This is a genomic window from Streptomyces sp. NPDC086835, from assembly GCF_044745705.1.
GTDB lineage: Bacteria > Actinomycetota > Actinomycetes > Streptomycetales > Streptomycetaceae > Streptomyces.
This window is the reverse complement of sequence record NZ_JBIVAU010000002.1, coordinates 1,160,363-1,182,410: the sequence shown is the minus strand read 5'-3', so window position 1 is coordinate 1,182,410 and position 22,048 is coordinate 1,160,363. Positions and strand designations below refer to the sequence as shown.

The 22,048-nt window shown below is 69.3% G+C and carries 20 protein-coding genes and 5 tRNA genes; 10 read left to right on the top strand and 15 right to left on the bottom strand.

Annotation, left to right across the window (positions count from 1 at the left end; genetic code table 11):
• Positions 1–128: 128 nt before the first annotated feature.
• The 3 genes from ACIPJI_RS11425 to leuC all read right to left on the bottom strand — a co-directional run bounded on the left by ACIPJI_RS11425 (position 129) and on the right by leuC (position 2,484).
• On the bottom strand, positions 129–356 hold the full coding sequence (locus ACIPJI_RS11425) for a hypothetical protein (RefSeq protein WP_307708483.1): 228 nt from the start codon (positions 354–356) through the stop codon (positions 129–131).
• Positions 357–460: 104 nt separating this feature from the next.
• On the bottom strand, positions 461–1,054 hold the full coding sequence (gene leuD / locus ACIPJI_RS11420) for a 3-isopropylmalate dehydratase small subunit (protein WP_307708482.1): 594 nt from the start codon (positions 1,052–1,054) through the stop codon (positions 461–463).
• A 5-nt stretch (positions 1,055–1,059) separates the two neighbouring features.
• The gene (gene leuC, locus ACIPJI_RS11415; RefSeq protein WP_307708481.1) at positions 1,060–2,484 is read right to left on the bottom strand and encodes a 3-isopropylmalate dehydratase large subunit; all 1,425 of its coding nucleotides are present in this window, start codon (positions 2,482–2,484) and stop codon (positions 1,060–1,062) included.
• A 144-nt stretch (positions 2,485–2,628) separates the two neighbouring features.
• Between leuC and ndgR the strand changes: the two genes are divergently transcribed.
• Positions 2,629–3,345: an IclR family transcriptional regulator NdgR gene (gene ndgR / locus ACIPJI_RS11410; RefSeq protein WP_005311436.1), complete on the top strand. Its 717-nt coding sequence runs from the start codon at positions 2,629–2,631 to the stop codon at positions 3,343–3,345.
• A 124-nt stretch (positions 3,346–3,469) separates the two neighbouring features.
• Complete coding sequence (locus ACIPJI_RS11405; protein WP_159686632.1) at positions 3,470–3,718, top strand: SCO4226 family nickel-binding protein; 249 nt, start codon at positions 3,470–3,472, stop codon at positions 3,716–3,718.
• A gap of 196 nt (positions 3,719–3,914) precedes the next feature.
• Here ACIPJI_RS11405 and ACIPJI_RS11400 read toward each other — a convergent pair.
• The 10 genes from ACIPJI_RS11400 to ACIPJI_RS11355 all read right to left on the bottom strand — a co-directional run bounded on the left by ACIPJI_RS11400 (position 3,915) and on the right by ACIPJI_RS11355 (position 8,592).
• Positions 3,915–3,987, bottom strand: a tRNA-Glu gene (locus tag ACIPJI_RS11400).
• 17 nt (positions 3,988–4,004) lie between these two features.
• Positions 4,005–4,076 (bottom strand) — tRNA-Gln (locus ACIPJI_RS11395).
• 16 nt (positions 4,077–4,092) lie between these two features.
• Positions 4,093–4,165, bottom strand: a tRNA-Glu gene (locus tag ACIPJI_RS11390).
• Between the two features lie 62 nt (positions 4,166–4,227).
• A tRNA-Glu gene (locus ACIPJI_RS11385) sits at positions 4,228–4,300 on the bottom strand.
• A gap of 21 nt (positions 4,301–4,321) precedes the next feature.
• Positions 4,322–4,393: transfer RNA gene (locus tag ACIPJI_RS11380), tRNA-Gln, on the bottom strand.
• A gap of 90 nt (positions 4,394–4,483) precedes the next feature.
• Positions 4,484–5,206 (bottom strand): HAD family hydrolase, encoded by a 723-nt coding sequence (locus ACIPJI_RS11375; protein ID WP_402245728.1) that lies wholly within the window; start codon positions 5,204–5,206, stop codon positions 4,484–4,486.
• 45 nt (positions 5,207–5,251) lie between these two features.
• The gene (locus ACIPJI_RS11370) at positions 5,252–5,938 is read right to left on the bottom strand and encodes a DUF4241 domain-containing protein (protein ID WP_402245727.1); all 687 of its coding nucleotides are present in this window, start codon (positions 5,936–5,938) and stop codon (positions 5,252–5,254) included.
• Positions 5,939–6,054: 116 nt separating this feature from the next.
• Positions 6,055–7,530 (bottom strand): glutamate--tRNA ligase, encoded by a 1,476-nt coding sequence (gene gltX, locus ACIPJI_RS11365; RefSeq protein WP_402245725.1) that lies wholly within the window; start codon positions 7,528–7,530, stop codon positions 6,055–6,057.
• A complete protein-coding gene (locus tag ACIPJI_RS11360) occupies positions 7,523–8,296 on the bottom strand; it encodes a fumarylacetoacetate hydrolase family protein (RefSeq protein ID WP_307708477.1) in 774 nt (257 codons plus the stop codon). Before ACIPJI_RS11360 ends, gltX begins: the two co-directional genes overlap by 8 nt.
• A gap of 122 nt (positions 8,297–8,418) precedes the next feature.
• Positions 8,419–8,592: a hypothetical protein gene (locus ACIPJI_RS11355; protein WP_307708476.1), complete on the bottom strand. Its 174-nt coding sequence runs from the start codon at positions 8,590–8,592 to the stop codon at positions 8,419–8,421.
• A gap of 578 nt (positions 8,593–9,170) precedes the next feature.
• Here ACIPJI_RS11355 and ACIPJI_RS11350 point away from each other — a divergent pair.
• The 8 genes from ACIPJI_RS11350 to ACIPJI_RS11315 all read left to right on the top strand — a co-directional run bounded on the left by ACIPJI_RS11350 (position 9,171) and on the right by ACIPJI_RS11315 (position 19,724).
• Entirely contained in the window at positions 9,171–12,818 is a 3,648-nt protein-coding gene (locus tag ACIPJI_RS11350) for a nitrate- and nitrite sensing domain-containing protein (protein WP_402245723.1), read from the top strand.
• Positions 12,819–12,827: 9 nt separating this feature from the next.
• Positions 12,828–13,241 carry a roadblock/LC7 domain-containing protein gene (locus tag ACIPJI_RS11345; RefSeq protein ID WP_005311457.1) on the top strand — a complete coding sequence of 138 codons (414 nt, stop codon included), beginning with the start codon at positions 12,828–12,830 and terminating at the stop codon, positions 13,239–13,241.
• Positions 13,242–13,380: 139 nt separating this feature from the next.
• Positions 13,381–13,785 carry a DUF742 domain-containing protein gene (locus ACIPJI_RS11340; RefSeq protein ID WP_005311458.1) on the top strand — a complete coding sequence of 135 codons (405 nt, stop codon included), beginning with the start codon at positions 13,381–13,383 and terminating at the stop codon, positions 13,783–13,785.
• Entirely contained in the window at positions 13,766–14,347 is a 582-nt protein-coding gene (locus ACIPJI_RS11335) for an ATP/GTP-binding protein (RefSeq protein ID WP_159686641.1), read from the top strand. The genes ACIPJI_RS11340 and ACIPJI_RS11335 overlap by 20 nt, the downstream gene beginning before the upstream one ends.
• A 350-nt stretch (positions 14,348–14,697) precedes the next feature.
• On the top strand, positions 14,698–17,997 hold the full coding sequence (locus tag ACIPJI_RS11330) for a nitrate- and nitrite sensing domain-containing protein (protein WP_402245721.1): 3,300 nt from the start codon (positions 14,698–14,700) through the stop codon (positions 17,995–17,997).
• Positions 17,998–18,007: 10 nt separating this feature from the next.
• On the top strand, positions 18,008–18,421 hold the full coding sequence (locus ACIPJI_RS11325; protein WP_005311461.1) for a roadblock/LC7 domain-containing protein: 414 nt from the start codon (positions 18,008–18,010) through the stop codon (positions 18,419–18,421).
• Between the two features lie 138 nt (positions 18,422–18,559).
• A complete protein-coding gene (locus tag ACIPJI_RS11320) occupies positions 18,560–19,162 on the top strand; it encodes a DUF742 domain-containing protein (RefSeq protein WP_356622267.1) in 603 nt (200 codons plus the stop codon).
• On the top strand, positions 19,143–19,724 hold the full coding sequence (locus tag ACIPJI_RS11315) for an ATP/GTP-binding protein (RefSeq protein ID WP_050791473.1): 582 nt from the start codon (positions 19,143–19,145) through the stop codon (positions 19,722–19,724). The genes ACIPJI_RS11320 and ACIPJI_RS11315 overlap by 20 nt, the downstream gene beginning before the upstream one ends.
• Positions 19,725–20,086: 362 nt before the next feature.
• Here ACIPJI_RS11315 and ACIPJI_RS11310 read toward each other — a convergent pair whose 3' ends face one another.
• Positions 20,087–20,302 (bottom strand): acyl-CoA carboxylase subunit epsilon, encoded by a 216-nt coding sequence (locus tag ACIPJI_RS11310; protein ID WP_307708472.1) that lies wholly within the window; start codon positions 20,300–20,302, stop codon positions 20,087–20,089.
• Between the two features lie 26 nt (positions 20,303–20,328).
• Complete coding sequence (locus ACIPJI_RS11305; RefSeq protein ID WP_402245719.1) at positions 20,329–21,912, bottom strand: acyl-CoA carboxylase subunit beta; 1,584 nt, start codon at positions 21,910–21,912, stop codon at positions 20,329–20,331.
• Positions 21,913–22,048 lie beyond the last annotated feature (136 nt).

Sequence of the window (22,048 nt, the reverse complement as noted above, 5' to 3'; positions counted from 1 at the left end):
GACATTTGGCCGGAACGATCGCGTCCTGGCTTTTTCGCACGTTAGGCAGATATATACCGCAAATCAAACACGAAACGGGCTAATCACCCTAGTGCCGCAACGAAGTCGACCTCGGCGGAGTTCTGAGGTCAGCCGCCTTCGGGGAATCGACCCTCTTCCAGGTCCTTCATCAACCGGTCCAGACGCGTTACCGCGCCGGGGAGATCGTGCTTCGCCGCCGCCGTGATGACCAGCAGCTTCCGGGACAGCGCCATCCTTACGCCCTCCGGGACTTGCAGTTCGCGCACCGTTGTGTGCGCTTCCTTCAACCGGGCCGCGACCTCCTCGTAGAGCTCGAGTTGGCTGTCGCGTTCCATGCACCGATTGTGCCATCTGGGGCGAGTTGTCGCCCCATGGGGCCTCAACATACGACTGCGCCCCCCGCCGTCAGGCGAGGGGCGCAGTTCGGGAAAACCGCTGCTCAGGCGTCAATTGTCCGGGGCTTGAAGGCCGGCCGGCCCGCCTCGTACGCCGCGATGTCCGCTTCGTTCTGAAGGGTGAGGCTGATGTCGTCGAGCCCGTTCAGCAGTCGCCAGCGGGCGTTCTCGTCGAGCTCGAAGTCCGCGGTGATTCCGGGCGCGAGGACCTGTCGCTTCTCGAGGTCGACGGTGACCTCGGCCGTCGGGTCGGCCTCCGTCAGCTCCCACAGCGCGTCCACGACGGACTGCTCGAGGACCACGGTCAGCAGGCCGTTCTTCAGGGAGTTGCCGCGGAAGATGTCGGCGAAGCGGGAGGAGATGACGGCCTTGAAACCGAAGTTCTGCAGGGCCCAGACGGCGTGCTCGCGCGACGATCCGGTGCCGAAGTCGGGTCCGGCTACGAGAACCGAGGCGCCCTTCCGCTCGGGGCGGTTGAGGACGAACTCGGGGTCCTTGCGCCAGGCCTCGAACAGCCCGTCCTCGAAGCCGTCGCGGGTGACCTTCTTCAGCCAGTGGGCCGGGATGATCTGGTCGGTGTCGACGTTGCTGCGGCGCAGCGGGACGGCCCGGCCGGTGTGCGTGGTGAAAGCTTCCATGGTGTTCAGACTCCGGCGGGCGCAGGGGTTTCGGACAGGTCGGCGGGCGAGGCGAGGTGGCCCAGGACCGCGGTGGCGGCGGCGACCTGCGGGGAGACCAGGTGCGTGCGGCCGCCCTTGCCCTGCCTGCCCTCGAAGTTGCGGTTGGAGGTGGAGGCGGAACGCTCGCCGGGCGCGAGTTGGTCCGGGTTCATGCCGAGGCACATGGAGCAGCCGGCGTGCCGCCATTCGGCTCCGGCCTCCTTGAAGACCTTGTCCAGCCCCTCTTCCACGGCCTGCAGCGCGACGCGGACCGAGCCGGGGACGACCAGCATCCGTACGCCCTCCGCGACTTTACGGCCGTCCAGGATCGCGGCGGCGTTGCGCAGGTCCTCGATGCGTCCGTTGGTGCAGGAGCCTACGAAGACGGTGTCCACGTTGATGTCGCGCAGCGGCTGTCCGGCGGTCAACCCCATGTATTCCAGGGCCTTTTCCGCGGCCAGGCGCTCCGACGCGTCCTCGTACGAAGCAGGGTCGGGGACGTTCGCCGACAGCGGCGCGCCCTGGCCGGGGTTGGTGCCCCAGGTGACGAACGGGGCGAGTTCGGCGGCGTCGATGAAGACCTCGGCGTCGAACACCGCGTCGTCGTCGGTGCGCAGCGTCTTCCAGTACTCGACCGCGGCGTCCCAGTCGGCTCCCTGGGGCGCGTGGTCGCGGCCCTGGAGGTAGTCGAAGGTGGTGCGGTCGGGGGCGATCATGCCCGCGCGGGCGCCGGCCTCGATCGACATGTTGCAGATGGTCATCCGGGCTTCCATCGACAGCTTCTCGATGGCGGAGCCGCGGTATTCGAGGACATAGCCCTGGCCACCGCCGGTGCCGATCCTCGCGATGATGGCGAGGATCAGGTCCTTGGCGGTGACGCCGTCGGGCAGCTCGCCCTCGACGGTGATGGCCATGGTCTTGGGGCGGGCCATGGGCAGCGTCTGGGTGGCCAGCACGTGCTCGACCTGGGAGGTGCCGATACCGAAGGCCAGCGCGCCGAACGCGCCGTGCGTGGAGGTGTGGGAGTCGCCGCAGACCACGGTGGTGCCGGGCTGGGTCAGACCCAGCTGAGGGCCGACGACGTGCACGACGCCCTGCTCGACATCGCCCAGCGGGTGCAGCCGTACGCCGAACTCTGCGCAGTTCTTGCGCAGGGTCTCCAGCTGGACGCGGGAGACCGGGTCGGCGATCGGCTTGTCGATGTCGATGGTCGGGGTGTTGTGGTCCTCGGTCGCGATGGTGAGGTCGAGGCGACGCACCTGCCGGCCGTTCTTCCGCAGACCGTCGAAGGCCTGGGGGCTGGTCACCTCGTGCAGCAGATGCAGATCGATGAAGAGGAGGTCGGGCTCGCCCTCGGCGCGCCGGACGACATGGTCGTCCCAGACCTTCTCCGCGAGTGTCCTACCCATCGCTTTCCCTCCGGCCGGCTGTGCCGCCGACACATCTAGAGATCTTGTGCAGTGCCCGTTGGTCCGCGGGCCGCCACTACAGCGTGGCAAGTTCCGGAGAAAATTGAACTTGCGTTTCACAGAGTGAGACGCGAGTATCGTTGCATGGACAACTCTAGCGGCGTCGGCGTCCTCGACAAGGCGGCCCTTGTCTTGAGCGCCCTGGAGTCCGGTCCGGCCACCCTCGCGGGGCTGGTCGCGGCCACGGGACTCGCACGACCAACAGCACATCGCCTGGCAGTGGCACTGGAGCACCACCGTATGGTGGCGCGCGACATGCAGGGCCGTTTCATCCTCGGACCGCGGCTGGCGGAGCTCGCCGCCGCGGCGGGCGAGGACCGGCTGCTGGCCACGGCCGGGCCCGTACTCACACACCTGCGCGACGTGACCGGCGAGAGCGCGCAGCTCTACCGCCGGCAGGGAGACATGCGGATCTGCGTCGCGGCCGCCGAGCGGCTGTCCGGACTGCGGGACACCGTCCCCGTCGGCTCCACGCTGACCATGAAGGCCGGCTCCTCGGCCCAGATCCTGATGGCCTGGGAGGAGCCGGAGCGTCTGCACCGCGGACTCCAGGGCGCGCGCTTCACGGCGACCGCCCTGTCCGGCGTCCGGCGCCGGGGCTGGGCCCAGTCGATCGGTGAGCGCGAGCCGGGCGTGGCGTCCGTGTCCGCGCCCGTGCGGGGCCCCTCCAACCGCGTGGTGGCCGCCGTCTCGGTCTCCGGACCGATCGAGCGTCTGACCCGCCACCCGGGCCGTATGCACGCCCAGGCGGTCATCGACGCCGCGGCCCGCCTGAGCGAGGCGCTGCGCCGCAACGGCTGACCCTCACTTCCGTACGTCCACGTCCGGCCGGCCCCTTCAACGCCGCAGGGGCCGGCCGGAGGTGTTCCCGGGCCCGGGCAGGTGCAGCATGGAAGTACCTGCGAGCGACGGAGGTGCTGGAGCTATGACCGAGTTCATGGACGTACACCGCGGGATGAAGGGCATCACGAGTGATCAGCTGATGGAGGCGCACCGCGCGGACCTCGCGATCGAGGGCGAGGAGAACGTGCACTTCAAGAAGGCGTGGGCGGACCCGGAGACGGGCACCGTGTACTGCCTGTCCGAGGGCCCCTCCGCGGACGCCGTGCAGCGCATCCACGAGCGCACGGGCCACCCCGCCGACGAGATCCACCCGGTGCCTCTCACTGTGTGAAGCCGGTACCCGAGGCTCCCGTCGTCCCGTGACGACGGGAGCCTCTCGCGGTTCCGTCCCGCCGAACTCCTCCTGGGGACAAGGGAGATGGAGCGGGTCCGAGGTGCCGGCCCGGTCGCCCGAAGGAGCGCCGGCCGACCGGGCCGGGAACGCCGAAGGGGCCTTCCGACTGCTCGGAAGGCCCCTTCGGACTCTGTACCCCCGACCGGATTCGAACCGGCGCTACCGCCTTGAGAGGGCGGCGTGCTAGGCCGCTACACAACGGGGGCATGCATCCTGCGACGCGCTGGGCTACCAGGACTCGAACCTAGACTAAATGAACCAGAATCACTCGTGCTGCCAATTACACCATAGCCCATGGTGGTTTAGACCAGTACCCCCGACCGGATTCGAACCGGCGCTACCGCCTTGAGAGGGCGGCGTGCTAGGCCGCTACACAACGGGGGCCCTAGCGATCCTGCATCGTGAGGCATCGGGTGCGACCCAGATGATCACGCGGGAAGGATCTGTACCCCCGACCGGATTCGAACCGGCGCTACTGCCTTGAGAGGGCAGCGTGCTAGGCCGCTACACAACGGGGGCTTTGCAGATAAGCTCTGCGAGCTGGCCTACCAGGACTCGAACCTAGACTAACTGAACCAGAATCAGTCGTGCTGCCAATTACACCATAGGCCACCAAAACTCAACCCCCGACTGGGGGTCTTGTTCGGTCTGCGCTTCCGGCTCCCGGGCTTTCGGCCCGCTCTCCTTGGCGCAGGAAGAACATTACCCGAAGGTGGACGGCGCTCCAAAACGGGTATCGGCGCGGAGCAGGCCCGGAAGCTCGTCGAGACCGGTGATCCTGATCAGTTCGGGACGCCCCCCGAGCCCTGCTCGGTCGAGCCAGATCCCGGTGAGTCCCGCCTCTACGGCGCCCCGGGCGTCGATGTCCGGCTGGTCCCCCACGTACGCGACCTCGTGCGGAGCCAGTTCCATGGCCTCACAGGCGGCCAGGAAGGCCCCCGCCTCCGGCTTGGAGATCCCGATCTCCACCGCGCACACGACGGCCTCGAAACGGTCCCGCACGCCGAGCGTCCGCAGCTTGCGGTCCTGGTTGTGGATGCTCGAATTCGACAGAATCCCGTGACGATAGTCATGGGCGAGCAGGTCCAGAACGGGCACCGCGTCGGGGAAGAGGGACCACGCCGCCTCGTAGTGCCTGACATGCCGGCCGAACCAGGCGTCCGCCTCCGCGTCGGTCATGTCCCAGGCGGCGAGGAACGCGCGCACCCGGTCGCGGCGCTGCCCCTGGAAATCGGTCTCGCCCGCGGCGAACCGGGCCCACTGGACGTCGGTGATCGCCCGCCATGCCACGAGGGCCTGCTCGAGGCTCTCGTATCCCTCGGGCAGGCCCTCGTGCGCGAGGTGCTTGCTCATGCCGACGCGGTCGGCGCTCGCGTAGTCGAAGATCGTGTCGTCGAGGTCCCAGAGCACGGCTCGGATCGGCATAGGGCCGAGATTACGCGGCGGGGCCGGTCTCCGGTACGGCGCGCGTCACCCCGTCGAGCGCTCGTCCTGCGAGGGGACGACGAAGAAGTCGGTGACGAAACAGGTGACATCACCGTCCGCGTCCCGGCCGACCCAGGTCGGGTAGGCGCCGTCTCCCCACCCGGACATGAAGGCGATCAGGTTGTGGCCGGTGTCGGGGGCGGTGATCGTGTGCGGGCCGAGGCCGGCGTCGTCACCGGCGTCGAAGGCGTCCCAGAGCGGACCCTTGTCGCCGACGCAGTCCGGGAACGACTCGTCGCAGGCGGCGTCGTAGAAGCAGCCGGTACCTGCGTCGACGCCGTAGGCGAAGAACTCGTCGTCGGCGAGGGAGGCGGGGTCCTGGCCGGCCTGGTGGGCGATCTCCCAGGCGACGGGCGCCGTGTCCTTGATCAGAAGGCGTGCGGCGGCAATCCGCAGATGCGGCGGCTCGTCGTCGGCGGGCTCCTCGTCGCGCTCGGTGATCGTGGCGACGGCGCACTCGACGCGGTAGCGGCCGGGCGGGACCTCCGCGGTGAACGGTTCGGACTCGCCGGTGCCGAGCGAGACGAAGGGATCACAGGCCACGACCCTGCCCGTGGGCAGCCACAGCTCCCCGGCCGGGATCACGGACATCGTGCCGGCCTGTCCGCCCTCCTCCTCGAACCGGTTGCCCGGTGTGAAGTGCCAGGAGAAGTCGGGGGCGGGCATGGGCATGGGGTCCTCCGGCGGGGCGGTGATCGGGATCCCACCGACCCTAGTGGTGCGCTCCGACAACGCCGAGGGGGCGGTGGCCTTCCACGGCCACCGCCCCCTCGGACGCGAAAAGGGACCTACGCGGCGAGCTTCGCCAGTGCCGCGTCGATACGGGCCAGGGTCTTCTCCTTGCCCAGGATCTCCAGGGACTCGAAGAGCGGCAGGCCGACCGTGCGGCCGGTCACGGCCACGCGGACCGGGGCCTGGGCCTTGCCGAGCTTGAGGCCGTGCTCCTCACCGGCGGCCAGGACGGCCTCCTTGAGGGACTCCGGGCCGGTCCAGTCGGCCGCCTCGAGCTTGGCGCGCGCGGTGGTGAGCAGCGCCACCGGGTCGCCCTTCATCGCCTTGGTCCAGGACGCCTCGTCCTCGACGGGCTCGTCGAGGAAGAGGAAGTCCACGTTCGCGGTGATGTCGGAGAGGACCGTGAGCCGGGTCTGGGCGTGCGGGGCGATGGCCTCCCAGGCGGCGCGGTCGAAGTTCTCCGACGCCCAGTTGGCGTGCGGGGCCTTCAGCCACGGCTCGCAGGCCTCGGTGAACGCCTTCACGTCCAGCATGCGGATGTGGTCGGCGTTGATCGCCTCGGCCTTCTTCAGGTCGAAGCGGGCCGGATTGGCGTTGACGTCCGCGAGATCGAACTTCGCGACCATCTCCGGGACGGTGAAGATGTCCTGGTCGGCGGAGAAGGACCAGCCGAGCAGCGACAGGTAGTTGAGCAGGCCCTCGGGGAGGAAGCCGCGCTCCCGGTAGAGGTTGAGGGACGCCTGCGGGTCGCGCTTGGAGAGCTTCTTGTTGCCCTCGCCCATCACGTACGGCAGGTGCGCGAAGGACGGGATCTCCTTGGCGATGCCGAGCTCGATCAGCGCCTTGTAGAGCGCGATCTGCCGCGGGGTGGAGGACAGCAGGTCCTCGCCGCGAAGGACGTGGGTGATCTCCATCAGCGCGTCGTCGACCGGGTTGACGAGCGTGTAGAGCGGGGCGCCGTTGGCACGGACGATGCCGTAGTCCGGGACGTTGTCCGGGGTGAAGGTCAGTTCGCCGCGGACGAGGTCCGTGAAGGTGATCGGCTCCTCGGGCATCTTGAAGCGGACGATCGACTCGCGGCCCTCCGCCTCGTACGCCGCCTTCTGCTCGGCGCTCAGCGTGCGGCACTTGCCGTCGTAGCCGGAGGGCTTGCCGGCGGCGCGGGCGGCGTCGCGGCGGGCCTCGAGCTCCAGGGCCGTGCAGTAGCAGTGGTAGGCGTATCCGCCGGCCAGCAGCTTCTCTGCGATGTCCTTGTAGATGTCCATCCGCTGCGACTGGCGGTAGGGCGCGTGCGGGCCGCCGACCTCGGGGCCCTCGTCCCAGTCGAGCCCGAGCCAGCGCATCGAGTCGAGCAGCTGGTTGTAGGACTCCTCCGAGTCACGGGCCGCGTCGGTGTCCTCGATGCGGAAGACCATGGTGCCGCCGGTGTGCCGGGCGTAGGCCCAGTTGAACAGGGCGGTGCGGACCAGGCCCACATGGGGGTTGCCGGTCGGGGAGGGACAGAAACGTACGCGGACGGAGCCGTTAGCCACGCTTGATCACCTTGTTGGTGAGAGTGCCGATACCTTCGATGGTGACGGCGACCTCGTCGCCGACGTTGAGCGGGCCCACCCCCGCGGGGGTGCCCGTGAGGACGACGTCGCCCGGGAGCAGCGTCATGGCCTCGGTGATGTGCACGATCAGGTCCTCGACGGACCGGACCATCTCGCTGGTGCGGCCCAGCTGGCGCTGCTCGCCGTTGACGGTGCACTGGATCGTCACGTCGGCCGGGTCGAGGTCGGTCTCCACCCAGGGGCCGAGCGGGCAGGAGGTGTCGAAGCCCTTGGCCCTGGCCCACTGCTTCTCGCGCTGCTGCACGTCGCGCGCGGTGACGTCGTTGGCGCAGGTGTAGCCGAAGACGACGTCCTTGACGCGTTCGCGGGGGACCTCACGGCACATCCGGCCGATGACGACGGCGAGCTCGGCCTCGTGGTGCAGCTCGTTCGAGAACGAGGGGTACTCGATGGCGTCACCCGAGCCGATGACCGAGGTGGTGGGCTTGAAGAAGGCGACGGGTACGTCGGGGACCTCGTTGCCGAGCTCCGCCGCGTGCTCCGCGTAGTTGCGGCCGATGGCCACGACCTTGTTGGGGAGCACGGGCGGCAGCAGACGGACCTTGCTCAGCGGGACCTTGGTCCCGGAGAGCTCGAAGTCGGCGTACGGGATGCCCTTGATGATGTCGAGGACAAGGCCGTCTGGGCCGTCCTCGACCGCGCCGAAGGCGACATTGCCGTCGATGGAGAACCTGGCGATGCGCACGGGATGCTGTCGCCCCTCTTTACTTGGTCGCTGGCCGGAGACTGACGCTCCAGGCTAACGCGGCGAGGGCGGCGCGACCGGCTGCGTCACCGCGTGCGTGACGGCGGTGATGACGCCGGCGGTCAGCGGACGGGGGCGTCCATGAGGATCGTGCGGCGGGGGTTGGCCGTCTGGGTGGGAAGATCGAGCGAGTGCTCCTGCTGCTCCGGCGTCTGCAGCTCCTCCGCGTCCTTGAGGTGGGCGAGGGTGGTGCGCCGGGGGTTGGCTATGTTGCGGAACATCATCGTCGTCTTCATGTGGTGTGTCTGACCTTGTCCGAGTGCGGGCGCTACGGAGAAGCGCGGTTGACGGATTGCCCATCCCTGTAAAGCGTCAGGCTAAACATCGGATTCCCGTCGAATGCCAGGAAGACTCAACGATCACCGTGTGAGTTTGCTCACGAGGAGACCGGCAAATCAGGCAATCCAGACACCGGATCGCCCATGCGGAACCGGACATTAAGCCACTGAAGCCCTCATTCCGCTCCTGATCATCGCGACTGGGACACCCCCTCCCCCTAAGCGACTCATACCCGGAAGTCCGTTTTGACCAGGAACAACCTCCACGACTTGTGACTACACGCTTACATCGTGTCATCCAGGTCACAGGCCGGTACGTGGCCCTTGTTGGAGATCCGGCACTGTGCTGGAATTCCACGAACCGCCGCGGGTTCGAACCGGCGCGCAAGGGCGCAACGCAGCGCCGAGTTGCGGCGGGGAAGGGGGAGCAGCGCCGGTCACTCACGACCACCATGGGGCTCGATCATTGCCCCACGACGCCGACACCGTCCCGCCGTACAAGCGGAGGGACGCCTGGTCCAGAGGTTGCGACGCTAGTGCAGGGACGTTTCAAGAGGGATGGCAACAGCGCGGCGGAACAGGAGCCGCGCGGCGGGACCGACCGCGGCTCCTCGCCCCAGCACACCCACAACCAGGGACCGGCGGCCCCCGGCGACGGCGGTGAACGCGCCGGCCGCGCCGGCGCCAAGACGTCCGGCGCCAAGGCCTCCCCGGCCGACGGCGCCGGCTCAGCGGCCAGGCCGAAGGGCCCCACGGACACCGGTTCGCGAATAGCACTGCGCAACTGGCGCATCAGCACGCGCCTGGTGTCCCTGCTCACCCTGCCGGTCGTCGCGGCGACCACGCTGGGCGGACTCCGTATCAACGAGTCCATGGACGACATGAAGCAGCTGGACCACATGCAGCTGCTCACCAAGATGACGACGGAAGCGACCGAGCTGGCGCACGCGCTCCAGCAGGAGCGTGACCTCTCCGCCGGCCCGCTGGCCAACGGCTCCGTCGACACCGACTTCAAGGTCTCCGGCCCCCGCACCCAGACCGACCGCGCCCGCAAGGCCTTCCTCGAGGCCACCCGTTCCATCCCGAACAAGGACGACGACGAGGCGCTGGAGTCGATCCGCGCCAACGCGAACCAGATCGCCGTCCAGGTCAACAACCTCAACACCATCCGGAACACCGCCTACAAGGGCAAGGTTCCGAAGTCGCAGACGGTGGAGGGCTACAGCCGTCTGATCGAGTCGCTGCTGAGCCTGTCCCAGGACATGGCGCAGGCGACCAGCAACCCGGAGATGATCAAGCGCACGCGCGCCCTGGCGGCGTTCTCCTCCGCCAAGGAGTACGCGTCGATCCAGCGCGCCATCATCGCCGCGGCCCTGCCCGGCGGTGACGACGCCGAGACTCCCGGCCTCACGGAGAACGACCGCCTCTACGGACAGGCGGCGCTCGAGAACGGTGAGACGGAGCTCAAGAGCTTCAAGGCGATCTACGAGTCCACCGGCGGTGACTCCGAGGAACTGACGGCGCCGCTGGAGAACGAGAACCCGACGATCACCGCGGCCGAGCAGTACGCCAAGCGCGTCCTGGAGAACGAGAACGGCCTCGCGCAGCTGCCGATCCGTTCCCACCTGGACTGGACGGACGACTACTCGGTCCGCATCAACGCGATGAAGACCATCGAGCAGACGCTGCTCGGCCAGATGGAGGCCGAGGCACGCAAGCTGCGCGAGGCGTCCCAGCAGGACGCCATCATCAACGGTGCGCTGATCCTCATCGTCCTCGGTGTGTCCCTCGTCGGCGCGTTCGTCGTGGCCCGCTCCATGATCCGTTCGCTGCGCCGGCTGCAGGACACCGCGACCAAGGTCGCCCAGGACCGTCTGCCCGAGCTGGTCAAGCAGCTCTCGGAGTCCGACCCGCAGGACGTCGACACCTCCGTCGAGTCCGTCGGTGTCCACTCCCGCGACGAGATCGGCAAGGTGGCCGCGGCCTTCGACGACGTGCACCGTGAGGCGGTCCGCCTCGCCGCCGAGCAGGCGCTGCTGCGGGGCAACGTCAACGCGATGTTCACCAACCTCTCGCGCCGCAGCCAGGGTCTTATCCAGCGCCAGCTCTCGCTCATCTCCGAGCTGGAGTCGCGTGAGGCCGACCCGGACCAGCTGTCCTCGCTGTTCAAGCTCGACCACCTCGCGACCCGTATGCGCCGGAACGGCGAGAACCTCCTCGTCCTCGCGGGTGAGGAGCCGGGTCGCCGGTGGACCCGCCCCGTGCCGCTGGTCGACGTGCTCCGTGCCGCCGCCTCCGAGGTGGAGCAGTACGAGCGCATCGAGCTGGCCTCCGTGCCGGCCACCGAGGTCGCGGGCCGCGTCGTCAACGACCTCGTGCACCTGCTCGCAGAGCTGCTGGAGAACGCGACCTCGTTCTCCTCGCCGCAGACCAAGGTCCGGGTCACCGGTCACGCGCTGCCCGACGGCCGCGTCCTGGTCGAGATCCACGACACCGGCATCGGCCTCTCCCCCGAGGACCTCGCCGCGATCAACGAGCGGCTGGCGTCGCCGCCCACCGTGGACGTCTCGGTCTCCCGCCGCATGGGTCTGTTCGTGGTCGGCCGGCTGTCCCTGCGACACGGCATCCGCATCCAGCTGCGTCCCTCCGACTCCGGTGGCACGACCGCCCTGGTCATGCTGCCCGTCGATGTCGCCCACGGCGGCAAGAAGGCTCCGGCGAAGCCCGGCGCGGGTGGCCAGGGCGCCGCCGCGCCGGCCGGCGGTGCTCCGGCCGGTGGTCCCGGCCGTCCCGGTGGTCCCGGTGGTCCCGGCGGTGGCCGTCCCGGCCTCGGCGGCGGAAACGCGGGCGGCAACAACGGCGGCGGCCCGCTCGGCGGTGCTCCCGCCGGTGCGGGAAGTGCTCCCGGCAACCGGCTCGGTGCCGCGGCTCGCGGCCAGGTCGGCGCCGGTTCGGCTCCGCGCGCCGCGCTGCCCCCTCGTGACGACTCCGGCCGTCCGGCCCAGGGCATGCACAGCGCCCCGGGCACGCAGGGACAGGGTCAGCAGGGCCAGGGTGGCAGGCCCGGCCAGACGCAGGACGGTCCCCGTCAGGGCGGCGCGTTCGGCGGTGGCCGGGGTGCGCAGGGCGCTCCGGCTCGGGGCGAGGCTCCCCAGAACGGTTTCCAGAAGGGTGCGGCGCCCGCCGCGGGCGACCGCGGCCGTCAGCTGCCCCCGCCCGGCGGTCCCCGTGCCGAGCTGCCCGGCGGCCCCGCGCCCCGGCGCGACGAGCCGGTGCCGCCGCGGCCGCAGCGCCCGCAGACCACCAGCTGGGGCAGTGACCAGCCGTCGCAGCCGCAGCGGCCGTCCGCGGACGCGCCGCGCGGTCACGAGGACCACGACAGCAACCGGGGTCCGGGATCGACCGCCGAGTTCGTGCGGCCCGACTACAACGCCGGTCCGCCGCAGGCCGGCCTCCCGTCCGGTCCCTCCTCGACGGGGCAGTTCGTGCGCCCCGACGTGTACGGGGCGTCGAACCAGTCCTCCGCCGGCCAGTACGGCCGTCCGGAGGCGCAGGACCCGGCGTCCACCGCCCAGTTCGCCCGCCCGGACTTCGGAGCGCCGCAGCCGCCCGCTCCGCAGCGGCGTGACGAGTCGAGTTTCGCGCCGCCGCGTCCGGCGGCCGGGCTGCCCGCGCCGCACCAGCCGGAGGCCCTGCCCCCGGCCGGGCCCGGTGACGGCCGTACCCCGCTGTACGACACCCTGGAGACCAACTGGTTCCGCGGTGTGCAGGGTGGCGGTCGGCCCGCCGACGAGCAGCAGGCACCGGCGGAGCGTCCCGCTCAGCCGGCTCCGCAGCGCACACCCGCGCCGAGCCCGGCGACCCCGGGCAACGCGTCCCATGCGAGCGGTGCCTGGCGCTCCTCGCCCAACGACGAGTTGGTACGTCAGGCCGAGCGGGTCAGGAAGCCCGCGGCCGGCGGCGTCACCACCTCCGGCCTGCCCCGGCGGGTCCCGCGCGCCAACCTCGTGCCGGGCACCGCTCAGGAGCAGAACCACCAGGCCGGTCCGCAGGTTTCGCGTGCACCTGACGATGTGCGCGGCAGGCTGACCAATCTCCGCCGGGGTATCCAGCAAGGCCGTCAGCAGAACAGCTCGACGACCGGAAGCTTCAACCTCGGCCCCTCTCACCAGCAGGAGCGTTAGTTGAGCCCGATGAGCCAGGCGGCGCAGAATCTGAACTGGTTGATCACCAATTTCGTGGACAACACCCCAGGGGTGTCGCACACGGTGGTGGTCTCCGCCGACGGTCTTCTGCTGGCGATGTCCGAAGGTTTCCCGCGCGACCGCGCCGATCAGCTGGCGGCCGTGGCCTCCGGTCTGACGTCGCTGACCGCGGGCGCCTCCCGGATCTTCGAAGGCGGTCCGGTGAGCCAGACCGTCGTGGAGATGGAACGGGGGTTCCTTTTCCTCATGTCCGTCTCGGACGGGTCCTCGCTGGCCGTGCTCGCGCACCCCGACTGCGACATCGGCCTCGTGGGCTACGAGATGGCGCTCCTCGTGGATCGTGCGGGCAGCGTCCTCACTCCGGACCTGCGCGCCGAACTCCAGGGAAGCCTTCTGCACTGAGCCCGGGCCGCGAGCCGAACCCCACGCACCGGCTCGCGGCAATCAGTCACCGCACCGTCACCAGCACGGCCGCCAAAGGCCCCCCACCGGCCCAACCAGACGGCACAGCCGACCACTTGCTGTCACGCCCGGAGGATTCATGACCCCGCCACCCGCCTCTCACGATCCGTACGGTACGTCGGTAGACGCGTACGGGGACGAGGGCGACCAGCCGCTGGTACGTCCGTACGCCATGACCGGCGGCCGGACCCGGCCGCGCTACCAGCTCGCCATCGAGGCGCTGGTCAGCACGACGGCCGATCCGGCTCTGCTCGCCGGGTTGCTTCCCGAGCACCAGCGGATCTGCCATCTGTGCCGGGAGGTCAAGTCCGTCGCCGAGATCTCGGCGCTGCTGTCGATGCCGCTCGGTGTCGCGCGGATCCTTGTCGCCGACCTGGCGGAGGCCGGCATGGTGGCCATTCACCAGCCGGGCAACGGAGAGGCCGGCGGCACGCCGGATGTGACACTGCTCGAAAGGGTGCTCAGTGGACTTCGCAAGCTCTAGCGGCGGTGCTGCCCGATCGACCACCAGCGCGAAGATCGTGGTGGCGGGCGGCTTCGGCGTGGGCAAGACCACGTTCGTCGGCGCCGTCTCGGAGATCAACCCGCTGCGTACCGAAGCCGTCATGACCTCCGCGTCCGCGGGCATCGACGACCTCACCCACACCGGGGACAAGACGACGACCACCGTCGCCATGGACTTCGGCCGCATCACCCTCGACCAGGACCTCATCCTCTACCTGTTCGGCACCCCCGGACAGGACCGCTTCTGGTTCATGTGGGACGACCTCGTCCGCGGCGCCATCGGCGCCGTCGTCCTCGTCGACACCCGCCGCCTCGCCGACTGCTTCCCCGCCGTCGACTACTTCGAGAACTCCGGCCTCCCCTTCGTCATCGCCCTCAACGGCTTCGACGGACACCAGCCCTACAACCCCGAAGAAGTCCGCGAAGCACTCCAGATCGGCCCCGACACCCCCATCATCACCACCGACGCCCGCCACCGCGCCGACGCCAAGAGCGCACTCATCACCCTCGTCGAACACGCCCTCATGGCGCGGCTGAAGTAGAATGGTCAAGTAGACGACGCAATACGGCAGTTGTCGTAGTTACCGTGCGGCGGGCTGTGTCTTTTGACACGGCCCGCCTCCGTGTTCATAACATTTCGACAGAGAATTCCGGCGCAGTGGACACCCGTTGCACACGGGCGGTACCACTGTGCTCACATGAGCCTCGCCATTTGACGGGGCTCGTTCTTTATGCCCGTTTTATGCGAGGCGTACGCCACTCGGAATCACTGATTCCGAGTGTTTGGAATGCGGCCGGTCGACGTGCTGGAATTCGTCGAACTGCCGAGTAGTACGGCTCTGAACGAAACACGGCACAGCGTAGGTGCCGACGCCGAGAGGTTGTTGGTCGAGTGAGGCGAAGCATGACGAGCTCCGCAGAGCAACAGGCGCGGGGCAACTTCACCCCGCCGTCGCGCACAGCGGCGCCGCCTGCGGATGCGTCGGGAGCTTCCGGCTCTTCCCCGGCCGTCGGCGGACCGGGAGGCGGTTCCGGGGGCAGCACCAGCCGTTTTTCCCCACGCAACTGGCGGGTGCCCACCCGCCTGAACGCGATCCTTCTCATACCCGTGCTGGTCGGCCTGGTCATGGGCGGGTTCCAGGTCAAGCAGTCGATCGACACCTGGAGCGAGGCGCAGGACGCGGAGAAGACCGCACTCATCGTGCGCGCGGCCTCCGAGTACGGCCAGGCGCTCCTCAACGAGCGTGACCTGACCGCACAGCCCCTGCTGCTCGCCACGAGCCAGGACGCCCGGCAGGCCGGTGTCGTCACCGAGGCGTACGACACCACCGACGCGGCGAAGGCCAAGTTCGACCAGGCCGTGCAGGACATGCCCCCCGGACAGGGCCTCGACCGCCGCCTCCAGCTGTTCAAGCAGGAGGAGCCGAAGCTCGCCGATCTGCGCAAGGCGGCCTACACCAAGGCGCTCGACCCGGTGCAGACCGAAGAGGGCTACGTCAAGATCCAGCACGTGCTGATGGAGTTCGCCAACGAGCTCGGCCTCGGCACCGGCAACGTCACCAGCTACGGCCGTACCGTCTACGCCGTCCAGCTCGCCAAGGCGGCCGCCTCGCTGCAGCGCTCGATCGGCATGCACCTGCTGGTCCGGCCGAGCAAGGACGAGAACGTCCTCGCCAAGCAGACGATCGCCTTCAACTCGTACAACTACCTCGAGCAGATCGCCATCGGTGAGTACGTCTCCGGCGGTACTGAGGCCGACACCGTCCGGCTCAAGGAAGTCATGACCGGCAAGGCCGCCGAGGGCGGCAAGCGGCTCGCCGCCGCCGGTCTGAACCCGCCCAAGGGGCCCGACGGCTCCGTCTTCACCGGCATGGCCACCGCCATCGGCTCCGGCACCAGCCCCGAGAAGCTGAAGACGCAGGACGTCACGCCCGAGACCTGGATGGGCGCGGCCACCGCCAAGTTCGACGGTTACACCGAGATCGAGACCGACCTCGTCGACCGGGCCGTGAACGAGGCCGCGGCAATCTCCGACGACGCAAAGACGGACGCCATCGTCAACGGCCTCATCGTCGTCATCGCCCTGCTCACCGCCTTCATCCTGGCCGGCCTCATGGCCCGCCAGATGAGCCGCTCGATGCGCCAGCTGCGCACCGCCGCGTTCGGCATCGCCGAGCAGCGCCTGCCGATGCTCGTCGACCAGCTCTCCCGGACCGAGCCGGGCCGGGTCGACACCCGCGTCCAGCCCATCCCGATCGACACCCAGGACGAGATCGGTGAGGTCGCCCGGGCCTTCGACCAGGTCCACCGCGAGGCCGTCCGGCTCGCCGCCGAGCAGGCCATGCTCCGGGGCAACGTCAACGCGATCTTCACCAACCTCTCCCAGCGGAACCAGTCGCTCATCGAGGGCCAGCTGACCCTCATCACCGACCTCGAGAACAACGAGGCCGATCCGGACCAGCTGGAGAACCTCTTCAAGCTGGACCACCTGGCGACCCGTATGCGCCGCAACGGTGAGAACCTGCTGATTCTCGCCGGCGAGGAGCCCGGCCGCCGCTGGAACCAGCCCGTGCCGCTCGTCGACGTGCTGCGCGCCGCCTCCTCCGAGGTGGAGTCCTACGAGCGCATCGAGCTCACCGGCGTGCCGGAGACCGAGATCCACGGCCAGGCCGTGACCGACCTCGTGCACCTCCTCGCCGAGCTGCTGGAGAACGCCACCACCTTCTCCTCGCCGCAGACCAAGGTCCGCGTCACCGCGACCCGTCTCCCCGACGGCCGCGTCATGGTCGAGATCCATGACAAGGGCATCGGCCTCACCGCCGAGGACTTCGCGGACATCAACCACAAGCTGGCCAACCCGCCGACCGTGGACGCCGCCGTCTCGCAGCGCATGGGCCTCTTCGTGGTCGGCCGCCTCGCCGACCGGCACGGCATCCGCGTCCAGCTGCGCCCCTCGGGCGAGCAGGCCGGCACCACCTCGCTGGTCATGCTTCCCGACGCCATCACCCACGGTGGCGGTGGCGAGGCGCTGCCCGAGGACGACTTCACGGTCTCGCAGATCATCCCGGAGCAGCAGTCCTTCGAGAGCGCCCCGATGCGGACCGCCGCGGAGCTCGGCTTCGACGACTCCCGCTACGAGCAGCCCTCCGACGGCTCCGCGACCCAGCTGGACCCCGTGGGCCGCTCCCTGATGCGCGAGGAGCGCAGGGCGGCCCTGGAGGCCCAGGCACACGGCGAACGGCCGTTGTACCGCGACGAGTCGCCGTACGAGCAGGAGCAGGCCCCGCAGCAGGAGTACGGCTCCGAGTACGGCCAGGAGTACGCGCAGGCGGACCAGGGCTACGCGCAGAACCAGCAGCCGGCGTACGACGAGTACCAGGGCAGCGGCTACCAGGACGCGTACCAGCCGGCGAACGGCGGCTACCCGGAGCACACGGAGCAGCAGGATCCGCTCCAGGGCGCATATGCGGAAGCCACATACCAGGACCCGCAGAACACTCAGCAGCAGTACGAGGGCCAGTACGACGCCCAGCCCCACCAGGGTGAGTGGGCCGATCACAGCGGTTACCAGACCGCTTACGAGCCCGAGTACCGTCCCGAAGCGGAATCTGCGCCCGGCGCTCCCGCGAACGCCTCGGACCGCGTAGGCTTCGAGCGTCCGGGACCGTCTCCGAGCAGCACCCACGAGCTCACCGATGCCGGTCTCCCCCGGCGCGGTGGCAGCCAGAAGCCGTCGTCGGCACAGCAGGTGCCGCAGCCGCCGGCGCAGCAGCAGGCGTCGCAGCAGCAGTGGCAGCAGCAGTCCCCCGAACAGGCTCCGGCCGCTCAGCAGAGCGGACAGGCCCCGGGTGGCAGCAGCAACGGCTCAGGCAGCTTCGGCGGCGGGAGCTCCGACACCGACGACTGGCGCTCGGCGAACGACGAGCGCTGGCAGCGGGCGGAGAAGCTTCGCGACCCGAAGGCGGGCGGGGTCACCTCGTCCGGTCTTCCCCGGCGGGTGCCCAAGGCCAACCTGATCGAGGGCACGGCCGAGCAGACCCCGCAGGGCGGCCCACAGGTCTCCCGCGCCCCTGAGGACGTGCGTGGCAGGTTGAGCAACCTGCGGCGCGGTGTCCAGCAGGGACGCAGCGCGGGAACGGACACGAACGGACCGGGCTCCGGCCCGGGCAGTACCTACAACCAGGAGCGTTAGTGTGAGCCCGATGAGCCAGGCGGCGCAGAATCTGAACTGGTTGATCACCAACTTCGTGGACAACACCCCAGGGGTGTCGCACACGGTGGTGGTCTCCGCCGACGGACTCCTGCTGGCGATGTCCGAAGGTTTCCCGCGCGACCGCGCCGATCAGCTGGCGGCCGTGGCCTCCGGTCTGACCTCGCTGACCGCGGGCGCCTCCCGGATCTTCGAAGGCGGCGCCGTCAACCAGACGGTCGTGGAGATGGAGCGCGGCTTCCTCTTCATCATGTCCATCTCCGACGGCTCCTCACTGGCCGTGCTGGCCCACCCCGAGGCCGACATCGGCCTCGTGGGCTACGAGATGGCGCTCCTGGTCGACCGTGCGGGCAGCGTCCTCACCCCCGACCTTCGCGCGGAGCTCCAGGGAAGCCTGCTCAACTGACGATCTGCCGGGTTCGTCCCGGTAGTTGCTCTTGACCAGTAGACAGACAGTGCGTTTCTCGCCACCGCACCGTTAAGGTGCGGTGGCGCGGGCTCCACAGGGACAGGAACCGGCGTACAGGCAGTCGGAGGAGGAAACGTGGCAACACCCCCAGGCGGGCGCCCTTATGAGGGCGGTCATCAGCCCCACGGTGAGCACACAGACAATCGCTACAACTTTCCTTCGACGCCGGGCAGAGCGGGCGCGCAGCAGCCCTACCAGCAGTCGCAGTCGCCGTACGACCCGTCCTACGACCCGTCGTACGACCCCTCTTACGGTCAGCAGCAGCCCCGCATCCAGCCGGTGGCCCAGCGGCGGGCCCAGGAGCCCGCGAAGGCGTCGCCCGCCGGTTCCGGCAGGCACAACCCGCTGGTGCGTCCGTACGCCATGACCGGCGGCCGGACCCGGCCGCGTTACCAGCTCGCCATCGAGGCGCTGGTCAGTACCACGGCCGACCCGTCAAGGCTGCAAGGGCAGTTGCCCGAGCACCAGCGGATCTGCCGGCTGTGTTTCGAGATCAAGTCGGTGGCTGAGATCTCGGCACTCCTCTCCATCCCCCTCGGCGTTGCCCGGATCCTCGTCGCCGACCTGGCGGAGGCCGGACTTGTCGCCATTCATCAGCCCGGCGGCGACGAGTCCGCCGGCGGCCAGCCAGACGTGACACTGCTCGAAAGGGTGCTCAGTGGACTTCGCAAGCTCTAGCGGCGGTGCTGCCCGCTCAACCACCAGCGCGAAGATCGTGGTGGCGGGCGGCTTCGGCGTGGGCAAGACCACGTTCGTCGGCGCCGTCTCGGAGATCAACCCGCTGCGTACCGAAGCCGTCATGACCTCCGCGTCCGCGGGCATCGACGACCTCACCCACACCGGGGACAAGACGACGACCACCGTCGCCATGGACTTCGGCCGCATCACCCTCGACCAGGACCTCATCCTCTACCTGTTCGGCACCCCCGGACAGGACCGCTTCTGGTTCATGTGGGACGACCTCGTCCGCGGCGCCATCGGCGCCGTCGTCCTCGTCGACACCCGCCGCCTCGCCGACTGCTTCCCCGCCGTCGACTACTTCGAGAACTCCGGCCTCCCCTTCGTCATCGCCCTCAACGGCTTCGACGGACACCAGCCCTACAACCCCGAAGAAGTCCGCGAAGCACTCCAGATCGGCCCCGACACCCCCATCATCACCACCGACGCCCGCCACCGCGCCGACGCCAAGAGCGCACTCATCACCCTCGTCGAACACGCCCTCATGGCCCGCCTGCGGTAACCGTCCCTGCGGCCCCCCGCGGCGCTCGCGCGCTGAACGCCTGTGAGGAAGGCCCCGTGCTCCTGCCTGTGGAGTACGGGGCCTTCGTCATGGGCGGGCCGGGACGAGGGCCGGGACGGCGCGCCACCGTGGAGGGCAGCAGGCACTTGCCGGTGCTGCGGCTACCGGGGTGGGTCAGCACCAGGCAGGCCCGACGGAGGCGGAGCGCCTTCGCATGCGCGGCGTCGAACCGGACGGCAGCACCGCCGACCCCTGGGAAGTCGAACTTCCGGCCTGCCGCCCGCGTAGGAGCAGGAGGGCCGGCCGGTGGCATGCGTAAGGCCCCGCACACGACCGTGTGCGGGGCCTTACGGGTCAGGGGGTCAGCCCTGCCAGCTGTGGGACGGCTGGAAGCCGCGCTGGCGCTCCAGGCGGCGCCATCCTGCCGTGGTGCGGCCGCGGTGGGCCAAGGTCGCGTCGGTGGGCCGCGCCGAGGCGCGGGCCAGCAGGACCGCGGTGATGGCGGCCAGCTCCTCGGGGTCGGCGTGGCCCTTCTCGACGCGGAGGAGGGAGGACGTCGGATCGGTAGGAGTGCTCATGTGTGCTCCAGAGTCCAATCGCAGGGTCACTGCGGCGGGTTGCCGTGCTTGCGGGACGGCAGGTCGGCGTGCTTGGTGCGGAGCATCGCGAGGGACCGGATGAGGACCTCGCGGGTCTCCGCCGGGTCGATGACGTCGTCGACCAGGCCGCGTTCGGCCGCGTAATACGGGTGCATCAGCTCGGCCTTGTACTCCTTGACCATGCGCGCCCGCATCGCCTCGGGGTCCTCGGCATCGGCGATCTGCCGACGGAAGATCACATTCGCCGCGCCCTCCGCGCCCATCACCGCGATCTCGTTGGTCGGCCAGGCGTAGGTGAGGTCGGCGCCGATGGACTGCGAATCCATCACGATGTACGCACCGCCGTACGCCTTGCGCAGGATCAGCGAGATCCGCGGCACGGTCGCGTTGCAGTACGCGTACAGCAGCTTCGCGCCGTGGCGGATGATGCCGCCGTGCTCCTGGTCCACCCCCGGCAGGAACCCGGGCACGTCCAGCAGCGTGACGATCGGGATGTTGAACGCGTCGCACATCTGCACGAAGCGGGCCGCCTTCTCGGACGCCTCGATGTCCAGCACCCCGGCCAGCGACTGCGGCTGGTTCGCGACGATACCGACCACCTGCCCGTCCAGCCGGGCCAACGCGCAGATGATGTTACGGGCCCAGCGCTCGTGGACCTCGAGGAAGTCACCGTCGTCGACGAGCTCCTCGATCACCTGGTGCATGTCGTAGGGGCGGTTACCGTCCGCCGGCACCAGATCCAGCAACACGTCCGAGCGACGGTCGGCCGGGTCGCCGGCGGCGGCGGTGGGCGGGTTCTCCCGGTTGTTCGACGGCAGCATCGACAGCAGGTACCGGACCTCCGCGATGCACGTCTCCTCGTCGTCGTAGGCGAAATGCGCCACACCCGAGGTCTGCGCGTGCACATCCGCACCGCCCAGACCGTTCTGGGTGATCTCCTCACCCGTGACCGCCTTCACCACGTCCGGACCGGTGATGAACATCTGCGACGTCTCACGGACCATGAACACGAAGTCCGTCAGGGCGGGACTGTAGGCCGCACCGCCCGCACACGGACCCAGCATCACCGAGATCTGCGGAATCACCCCCGACGCACGCGTGTTGCGCTGGAAGATCCCGCCGTAACCGGCGAGCGCGCTGACACCCTCCTGGATCCGGGCCCCGGCACCGTCGTTCAACGACACCAGCGGCGCACCCGCCGCGATCGCCATGTCCATGATCTTGTGGATCTTCGTGGCATGCGCCTCACCCAGCGCACCACCGAAGATCCGGAAATCATGCGCGTAGACGAACACCGTCCGGCCCTCGACCGTGCCCCACCCGGTGATCACACCATCGGTGAACGGCTTCTTCGCCTCCAGACCGAAACCCGTCGCCCGATGCCGGCGCAACTGCTCCACCTCACGGAACGAGCCCTCGTCCAGCAGCAGAGCGATCCGCTCACGAGCCGTCAACTTGCCCTTCGCATGCTGCGCCTCGGTCGCCCTCTCACTCGGCCCCCGCACAGCCTGCTCACGGATCTCGTGCAGCTCGGCCACCCGGCCCCGGGCGTCGGTCGGCTCGCTGGTGGTCTCGTCCAAAACGGTCATGCATCGACCCTACGGATCCGAACAAGGAAACCCTGCCGTCGACTCCGTACAGTCTCGCGCCCGTTCTCCTGTCGGGCTTGAACAGAACCATTCCGCACAGAGCGCCAACCACCAGCTCAGGACGGTGCGGCTTTGT